Source organism: Nocardia wallacei (genome assembly GCF_029868745.1).
Lineage (GTDB): Bacteria > Actinomycetota > Actinomycetes > Mycobacteriales > Mycobacteriaceae > Nocardia > Nocardia wallacei_B.
In genome coordinates, this window is record NZ_JARWOP010000345.1 from 1 (window position 1) to 7,997 (window position 7,997).

Annotated in this window: 14 protein-coding genes; 13 read left to right on the forward strand and 1 reads right to left on the reverse strand. The window is 64.0% G+C overall.

The features are described 5' to 3' along the window. Positions 1 to 238: 238 nt before the first annotated feature. From QH470_RS31875 to QH470_RS31890, 4 genes are all read left to right on the forward strand, one after another. Positions 239 to 1,423 carry a hypothetical protein gene (locus QH470_RS31875; protein ID WP_280276087.1) on the forward strand — a complete coding sequence of 395 codons (1,185 nt, stop codon included), beginning with the start codon at positions 239 to 241 and terminating at the stop codon, positions 1,421 to 1,423. Between the two features lie 5 nt (positions 1,424 to 1,428). Beyond that, positions 1,429 to 1,941, forward strand: a complete 513-nt coding sequence (locus tag QH470_RS31880; protein ID WP_280276088.1) for a hypothetical protein — start codon at positions 1,429 to 1,431, stop codon at positions 1,939 to 1,941. Between the two features lie 73 nt (positions 1,942 to 2,014). Next, entirely contained in the window at positions 2,015 to 2,332 is a 318-nt protein-coding gene (locus QH470_RS31885) for a hypothetical protein (RefSeq protein ID WP_280276089.1), read from the forward strand. Positions 2,333 to 2,428: 96 nt separating this feature from the next. Beyond that, positions 2,429 to 3,001: a TIGR03086 family metal-binding protein gene (locus QH470_RS31890; protein ID WP_280276090.1), complete on the forward strand. Its 573-nt coding sequence runs from the start codon at positions 2,429 to 2,431 to the stop codon at positions 2,999 to 3,001. A gap of 80 nt (positions 3,002 to 3,081) precedes the next feature. On the opposite strand, the gene QH470_RS31895 is transcribed toward QH470_RS31890, so the two are convergent. Then, positions 3,082 to 3,510 (reverse strand): hypothetical protein, encoded by a 429-nt coding sequence (locus QH470_RS31895; protein WP_280276091.1) that lies wholly within the window; start codon positions 3,508 to 3,510, stop codon positions 3,082 to 3,084. A 143-nt stretch (positions 3,511 to 3,653) separates the two neighbouring features. Between QH470_RS31895 and QH470_RS31900 the strand changes: the two genes are divergently transcribed. From QH470_RS31900 to QH470_RS31940, 9 genes are all read left to right on the forward strand, one after another. Next, entirely contained in the window at positions 3,654 to 3,932 is a 279-nt protein-coding gene (locus QH470_RS31900) for a HEAT repeat domain-containing protein (protein WP_280276092.1), read from the forward strand. Beyond that, a complete protein-coding gene (locus QH470_RS31905) occupies positions 3,925 to 4,215 on the forward strand; it encodes a colicin immunity domain-containing protein (protein ID WP_280276093.1) in 291 nt (96 codons plus the stop codon). The genes QH470_RS31900 and QH470_RS31905 overlap by 8 nt, the downstream gene beginning before the upstream one ends. A 262-nt stretch (positions 4,216 to 4,477) precedes the next feature. After that, the gene (rpsH, locus tag QH470_RS31910; protein ID WP_280276094.1) at positions 4,478 to 4,876 is read left to right on the forward strand and encodes a 30S ribosomal protein S8; all 399 of its coding nucleotides are present in this window, start codon (positions 4,478 to 4,480) and stop codon (positions 4,874 to 4,876) included. 14 nt (positions 4,877 to 4,890) lie between these two features. Then, positions 4,891 to 5,430 (forward strand): 50S ribosomal protein L6, encoded by a 540-nt coding sequence (gene rplF / locus QH470_RS31915; protein WP_280276095.1) that lies wholly within the window; start codon positions 4,891 to 4,893, stop codon positions 5,428 to 5,430. Positions 5,431 to 5,433: 3 nt separating this feature from the next. Further along, positions 5,434 to 5,841, forward strand: coding sequence for a 50S ribosomal protein L18 (rplR, locus tag QH470_RS31920; protein WP_280276096.1), 408 nt, complete (start codon positions 5,434 to 5,436; stop codon positions 5,839 to 5,841). A 49-nt stretch (positions 5,842 to 5,890) separates the two neighbouring features. Then, a complete protein-coding gene (gene rpsE, locus QH470_RS31925) occupies positions 5,891 to 6,529 on the forward strand; it encodes a 30S ribosomal protein S5 (protein WP_280276097.1) in 639 nt (212 codons plus the stop codon). 1 nt (position 6,530) lies between these two features. After that, positions 6,531 to 6,716, forward strand: a complete 186-nt coding sequence (gene rpmD / locus QH470_RS31930) for a 50S ribosomal protein L30 (protein WP_195098295.1) — start codon at positions 6,531 to 6,533, stop codon at positions 6,714 to 6,716. Further along, positions 6,713 to 7,156: a 50S ribosomal protein L15 gene (gene rplO, locus QH470_RS31935; RefSeq protein ID WP_280276098.1), complete on the forward strand. Its 444-nt coding sequence runs from the start codon at positions 6,713 to 6,715 to the stop codon at positions 7,154 to 7,156. Before rpmD ends, rplO begins: the two co-directional genes overlap by 4 nt. A gap of 109 nt (positions 7,157 to 7,265) precedes the next feature. Then, the coding region (locus QH470_RS31940) for a preprotein translocase subunit SecY (RefSeq protein WP_280276099.1) at positions 7,266 to 7,997 on the forward strand (732 nt) is incomplete at its 3' end.

Consider the following 7,997-nt stretch of genomic DNA (forward strand, 5'->3'; position numbering starts at 1 on the left):
TCACCGTGCTCACGGATCCGGTCCTGGTACATCCTCACCGCTCGCGCACGAGTCTCCTCGTCGAACTTCCGTGGTGCACCCATGACTGACAGTCTCCCTTGCTAAATCGGGAGTCTCCAACCAGTCCAGGACGGTTCAGACGTATTACGACGCCGCCAAGAAATGCCATGACCTCGCCGACGAACTCGGCCGCGCCGACAAGCCTGTGCACGACGCGGTTAAAGGCGAATGCGCAGGCATGGCCGGCGACGCACCCGGTTGCAGGCAGTGGGGCGAGGCCTACGACAAGTCCGCCCAGCAAACTTTGCAGACCTGCTCCAGTCTCGCCAATGCCCTGAACAACTACGGTGCAGTGCTTGCCGCGATGGGCTACAACTACGCCGTCGCGAACAAGAGCAACCCCGCGCCGCCACGTCCGAACGTGACTCAATTCGGCGAATACAAAGTTGCCATTCCCACTTCGGTGGCGAACAACGGGGTCGGGTTCACCGACCACGGAGGCGTCAAGGCGTTCTTCGACCAACTCGTCGCCGATGTCATCGGTTCATTCGGCAAGCTTCCCAACAGCGATACCCGCAAGCTCGCCAAGGCACATTCCGTGTGGAACACCTTCGCCAACCACGAGACGATCAAGGGTGCGCCGGGCCGTATCGCGGCCGTTTCCGCACTCTTCGACGGAATGGACGCAGGCCCGAACCGGCAGCTGATCCAAGACCACTTCGCGACTCTGAAGACCAGCGCCGACACCGTCGCGCTGGCAGGCGGAACGATGGCCGCGCCCGTCAAGGCCTACCACGACGCCAGTATCACCCTCGGCAACGAGACCACCAAAACCATCAACACCCTCGAACTGACCATTGCCGTCACCGCCATAGTCGGCGGCGCCCTCGCCTTGTTCAGCCTGGGCACCTCCGCCGCGGCCGCGACAGCCGCCATCGAGGCCGACGTCCTCACCACCGTCAACGCAATCCAAGCAACCTACCGGGCGAGCCAGATGACCAGAGTCCTCGGCCTCACCGCCCTCGCCGCCGGCGGAATCGGCGTCATCGACGCCTTCAACGCCCTCCCCACCATCGACCTAGACAAGGCCATCACCAACTTGGCCGCCATAATCGCGATGAAGGTGGTTCTCGATGATCCCGATTCCGACGACATCAATAACCACGGAACCGGCGGTCTTTTCAAGACCGACTCCGAGACTTCCAATGTCAAGAGAATTGCGCAGGAGTATGGTGCGACGCCGAAGGCCGTCAAGGATGCTATCCACAAGATCAAAGCTCAGGGAGCATGGCGGGGAAATGGTGCCAACCGAAATCCTGATGTGGTAGTGGACTTGGATACCGGTGAGGTATATGTCCAGATGCCTGATGGCAGTGCGTCCGAGGACAGCCTCGGTAACATACTTGACGAACTCGAGGAGTGATAGCCATGTCGAGAGAAATCGTCGAATACGAGGACAGATGGGTTATCAAACCACTACGTGGGAGGACCGCCGAACGTTTCGTGTGGCATGAGGATACCGTCGAGATCTATTTCGATCGAGACTTTCGTCTCGTTATCGGACGTGGTGCCGAGCTGTCGCTGCGGAATATATCTCCGAGTGCACCTCAGCGTCATTCGATAGAACATTGGCCGTCGTCGGATGTCGAACGATATCTATCGAGTGAAGTACTGTCCCCGGTGTTCTTCAAATCTGGCGGCATGCGGATAGCGTTCCGGACCGGCTGGTTGTTGCTGGTGGCCGATGATCTATCGGACGTAGTTGCTTCGCTCTATTCGAGCCGAGGATTGTTGTGGACGCGGACCGGATTGGTCGAGCAGCCTGAATACCCAGTCGTGATGATCGACCCTTGGACAGGCGATCGAATACCCGGACCACACTGGCCGCCCAGGCCGAAAGATCTGGATATCGATTATGATTCCGACGATATCAATGACTAGATTCGGCGCTGGATGGCGACGTGGAACGGTAAATTGCGAAGCTGCCAGTGGAATCCGACACTGGGGGACTGCAATGTGTGAGGCCGCTGACGAGTGGTTGTTTCGTGAGGCCATCGATCTCCTGGCCGTGGAGTGCGTAGGAATCTATGAGCTGCTCTGGCTCGTCAAGGGCTCGGAGTTCCATCTCGATGATGAGACGGCAAAGTTCTCGGTGCGAAATATTGTCGGTCGGTTGCTGTCCGAAGGGAAGGCCAGTCTGATTCTTTTGAGGTGGCCGACAAACGAAGTCGTCGATGCAGCGCCGGAGGGTATCGATCTGGAGGGCGATACGATATTCGAGCCCGATCGGAGCGGGGCCTATCTCGCACTAGGAGCGAACGTGGCGGGGTGATTCTACGATGTCGAATTTCTGGCTCTCCGGTGTCGAGTTGGTGGGTGGCTGTTCGTCCTCGTTATGACAACGACCCTCGATTCGAAGGAGATGGCGATGGACGACACCTTGCGGGCCTATCGGCGAGCGCAGGACGAGTTGGATGCGGTGCTGGCGAAAGTTGGTGCGGATCAATGGGATTCGCCTTCGGCGTGCGCGGAATGGACCGTCCGCGACGTTGCGGGACACGTCACCTGGGGACAGCGCCAGATGCGTGCGTGGGCGACCGGTGACGAGTTCACCGATCGAACCGGTGCACCCGGGTCACCGCACCCGGGCCTGCTGGCCGGCGACGACCCGGTGCGGACCTTCCGCACAGCCCGCGCCGCCTGCGACGCGGCACTGACCGATGAGGCCTTGGCACGGACCACGGTCCTGCCGGGCCCGGGCGAAATCCCGATCGAGGCCATCCTGTCGCTGCTGCTCACGGATTCGATCGCCCACGCGTGGGACATCGCTCATCCACTCGGAATCGAGATCCAGCTCCCGCCCGACCTCGTCACCCGCGCCGCGGAATGGGCCCAAGCGAACGTAGTCCGGGCCTCGGGCTTCTTCGGCCCCGAACTCGCCGCGCCCACCGACTCCGACGACCAAACCCGCCTGATGGCCTACCTCGGCCGCGACACATAGGCTGCCATTCACCGAATCACGTTGACGGCGGCCGGGATACGACGCTGCCGGGGCGAACGGCCGGGGAAGTTTCGCGCGACTCAGGCGCAGTGGATCAGGAACTCCAGGGTCGTGGGCTCCTCCAGTTTCACGTCCGCCGTCTCGCTGGCGGCCTCGTCGGCTTGGCAGCCGGAGGGCGCGGAAGTGATCGTCGCGCGATAGCACCCGGCGGGCACGGTCTGCCCGGCATTGCCGTCCCGGCCGGTCGTGGCGGTCCCCACCTCCGAATCGCCGCTGCACGAGGTGAACCGCACACCGACGCCGGGGACCGGGAAGCGTTCGTTACCGGTCCAGGTGTGCACGTTCAGGTTTCCCGGCGTTCCGGGTTTCGACTCCGGCCCCGCGGTTACCGACGCCTGCACCGCGCTGGTGACAGCTGCCGGTTTACTCTCCGACGAGTTGTCGCCGGAACAGCCGGCCAGCGCCGTCGCCGCGGCCAATAAACAGAATGCCGAGATCATGGTGCGCACAAGGTCTCCTTCCGGCGGGTCGGGACGACGCCGCGCTCGCGTCACACCTTAAACGGGGCGGCGAGCAACACGCGTTCCAAAACCGGCCCGGGCGTGTACTTTTCGCGACAAAATGTCCGGCCCGCAACACCGGAGGAGATTCCGTGATCGATAAGGACTCAGATACCGCGCCGACCGAAGCGTTGGAGATGTCGGAAGACGAGTCGTGGTCGTTGCGGGTCGAGGCGACCGAGTTACTGGGCCGGGTGATAGAGAAGGCGAAGGCCCGGGGCCGGTTGGAACAGATGCTGGACGATCCCGACATCGCCGTGCAAACCGCTGCGGCCGAGGTTCTCACGCGGCAAGGCGGCGCCGATGGGCTGCTGGCGGACGTCAGGAGACTGCTCGGCTTGCCGGACGATGAGAAGGGGATCAATGCCTGAAGGTCGTGCCGACGCATCTCGGATGCCGGCGGTGTACGAGCCGTTGATTCGTGAATTCGTGTCCGGCGAGTTGACCGCCGATCAATTCGAAACGGCCTATCTGGCGGAATTCAAGCGGGATCGTGGTCAGACCGCCGGTCCGGAGTTCGAGGCGTTGGACGGGCCGTTCGCCGATGTGGACGACTATGTCGCGGATACGGATCTTCGCCGGCGTGCTGGTGGGCTCGATGGGGAACAGCTGCGTGATCGGGCGCGCGTGGTGTACGAGCGCCTGTACCGATAAGGTCGATCGCGCGGCGTTGGAGTGTGACCACCCCCATGTCCCCCCGATTTCTGCCCCACACCCACCCCCATCTACACTGAACCGGTTGCCTGGGGCTGAACTGTGCCTGTGGTGCGGTGTGGAGCCCGGGTGACGTGCCACTTCATCCGGTCGGCGAACTGCCGGCCGGACCAAGCCGAATTGCTGTAGGCCCACGATCCGGGCGTCGAGAGGCGTGCGGGTGCTGCATGGGAACCGCGGCGAGAAAGGTGACGGTCAACCTATGACCATGACTGATCCGATCGCAGACTTCCTGACCCGTCTGCGCAACGCCAACTCGGCGTACCACGATCAGGTGAAGGCTCCGCACTCCAAGCTCAAGGCGAATATCGCCGAGATCCTGAAGCGTGAGGGCTACATCGCCGACTTCCGCACCGAAGAAGCGCCGGTCGGCAAGACCCTGATCGTCGACCTGAAGTACGGCCAGAGCCGGGAGCGCAGCCTGCAGGGTGTGCGTCGCGTCTCGAAGCCGGGTCTGCGGGTGTACGCGAAATCCACCAACCTGCCCAAGGTGCTGGGCGGCCTCGGCGTGGCGATCATTTCCACGTCGCAGGGCCTGCTCACCGACCGTCAAGCCAAGCAGCACGGCGTGGGCGGCGAAGTCCTCGCCTACGTCTGGTAAGGGAGGTAGGAACAATGTCGCGTATCGGTAAGAAGCCGGTCCCCGTTCCCTCCGGTGTCGAGGTGACAATCGACGGCCAGAGCGTGTCGGTCAAGGGCCCCAAGGGCACCCTGTCGCACGTGATCGCCGAGCCGATCACCGTCAACCGCGCCGAGAACGGCGAACTCGAGATCATCCGTCCGGACGACGAGCGCCGGAATCGTTCCCTGCACGGTCTGACCCGCACCCTGGTCAACAACATGATCGTGGGTGTCACGCAGGGCTACGAGAAGAAGATGGAAATCTTCGGCGTCGGTTACCGCGTGCAGCAGAAGGGTTCGAACCTGGAGTTCGCCCTCGGCTACAGCCACCCGGTGCCGATCGAGGCGCCCGAGGGCATCACCTTCAAGGTGGAGGCCCCCACGAAGTTCTCGGTGTCCGGCATCGACAAGCAGAAGGTCGGCCAGATCGCCGCCGTCATCCACCGCCTGCGCAAGCCCGACCCGTACAAGGGCAAGGGCATTCGCTACGAGGGCGAGGTCGTGCGGCGCAAGGAAGGGAAGACGGGTAAGTAAGCCATGGCCCAGACTGATACTCAGAAAGCCGCGCGCAAGCCGCTCGGCAAGGACGTGTCGACCCGTCGTCGAGTTTCCAAGGCGCGCCGGCACTTCCGTCTGCGCAAGAAGGTCGTCGGCAACGCCGCGACCCCGCGCCTGGTGGTGTTCCGCTCCGCGCGGCACCTGCACGCGCAGCTGGTGGACGACTCGGTCGGCAAGACCGTCGTCGCCGCGTCCTCGGTCGAGGCCGACGTGCGGTCTGTCGAGGGTGACAAGACCGCCAAGGGCAAGAAGGTCGGCGAGCTGCTCGCCGCCCGCGCCAAGGCCGCCGGCGTGGAAACCGTGGTGTTCGACCGCGGTGGCCACGACTACCACGGCCGGATCGCCGCCCTGGCGGACGCCGCTCGGGAAGGCGGGTTGAAGTTCTGATGCCTTTCCCCAGGACCGAGAACAGCAAGCGCAACGGAAGGAACGTCTGATGCCGGGACGTCAACGGCGTGACGGCGGAAGCGGGCCCGCCGGACAGAACAACGAGGGCGGCCGCCAGGAACGTGGCGGCGGCCGGGACCGTCGCGGTGACCGCCGCGACAATGCCGCCGAGAAGAACCAGCTCGAGCGGGTCGTCGCGATCAACCGCGTGTCCAAGGTCGTCAAGGGTGGTCGGCGCTTCAGCTTCACCGCCCTGGTGATCGTGGGCGACGGCAACGGCATGGTCGGTGTCGGCTACGGCAAGGCCAAGGAAGTGCCCGCGGCCATCCAGAAGGGTGTCGAGGAGGCTCGCAAGAACTTCTTCCGCGTCCCGATGATCGGCTCCACCGTCACCCACCCGGTGCAGGGCGAAGCCGCCGCCGGTGTCGTCATGCTGCGCCCGGCCTCGCCGGGTACCGGTGTGATCGCCGGTGGTGCGGCGCGTGCCGTGCTGGAGTGCGCCGGTATCCACGACATCCTGGCCAAGTCGCTCGGCAGCGACAACGCCATCAACGTCGTGCACGCGACCGTGGCCGCCCTGAAGCAGCTGCAGCGTCCCGAAGAGGTGGCGGCCCGCCGTGGCCTGCCGATCGAGGACGTCGCTCCTGCGGGCATGCTGCGTGCGCGCGCGGCGGGAGTAGGAGCCTGACATGGCACAGCTGAAGGTGACCCAGATCAAGTCCACGATCGGCGCCAAGAAGAATCAGCGCGAGTCGCTTCGCACGCTCGGACTCAAGGGCATCCGCAAGTCCGTGCTGCGCGAGGACACCGCCCAGAACCGCGGGCTGATCAACGTCGTGCGCCACCTCGTTACCGTTGAGGAGGTCAACGCATGACCATCAAGTTGCATCACCTGCGTCCGGCTCCGGGCGCCAAGACCGAGAAGACCCGCGTGGGTCGCGGTGAGGCGTCGAAGGGCAAGACCGCGGGCCGCGGTACCAAGGGCACGAAGGCCCGCAAGAACGTGCCGGCCCGCTTCGAGGGCGGCCAGATGCCGATCCACATGCGGCTGCCGAAGCTGAAGGGCTTCACCAACCCGTTCCGGACGGAATATCAGGTCGTGAACGTCGGTGACATCGCCCGGAAGTTCCCGGACGGCGGTGCGATCGACAAGGACCAGCTGGTCGCCGCCGGCCTCGTTCGCAAGAACGAGCTGGTGAAGGTGCTCGGCGAGGGCGAAATCGGTGTGGCCGTTCAGGTTTCCGCCGACAAGTTCTCCGGCTCCGCCAAGGAGAAGATCGCCGCCGCCGGTGGCACCGCCACCGAGCTGGACTGACAGTTACTCTTTGTAGTAGGGGGCGCCGGACGGGTGAGAGCTCGTCCGGCGTCGCTGTTAGAGTCAAGTTGTTGTCTGCCTCGCCCCATGTCGTTAGCCAGGAGGATCTGTGCTTTCCGCCTTCGTGTCGGCTTTCCGGACCCCGGACCTACGGCGGAAGATTCTCTTCACGCTGGGCCTGATCGCGCTGTACCGCATCGGTGCCGCGCTGCCGTCGCCCGGTGTGGACTACAAGGCGATCCGCCAATGTATCGACCAGGTGTCCGGCGGTGAGAACGCCGGGATCTATCAGCTGATCAACCTGTTCTCCGGCGGTGCGCTGCTGCAACTTTCGGTGTTCGCGATCGGCATCATGCCGTACATCACCGCGAGCATCATCATCCAGCTGCTGACCGTGGTCATTCCGCGCTTCGAGGAATTGCGCAAGGAAGGCCAATCCGGGCAGACCAAGATGACGCAGTACACCCGGTATCTGTCGATCGCATTGGCGATTCTGCAGGCCACCGGTCTGGTCGCGCTCGCCTCGCGCGGGCAGCTGCTGCGCGGCTGCCAGCAGGACATCATCGCCGACAACAGCATCTTCGGGATGATCATCATCGTGCTGGTGATGACCGCCGGTGCGGCGCTGGTGATGTGGTTCGGCGAGCAGATCACCGAACGCGGCGTGGGCAACGGCATGTCGCTGCTGATCTTCGCGGGCATCGCGGCCCGCATCCCCGGCGAGGGCAAGGCCATTCTGGACAGCAAGGGCGGCTTGATCTTCGGCCTGGTCTGCTTCGGCGCGTTCCTGGTGATCGTGGCGGTGATCTTCGTCGAGCAGGGCCAGCGCCGGATTCCGGTG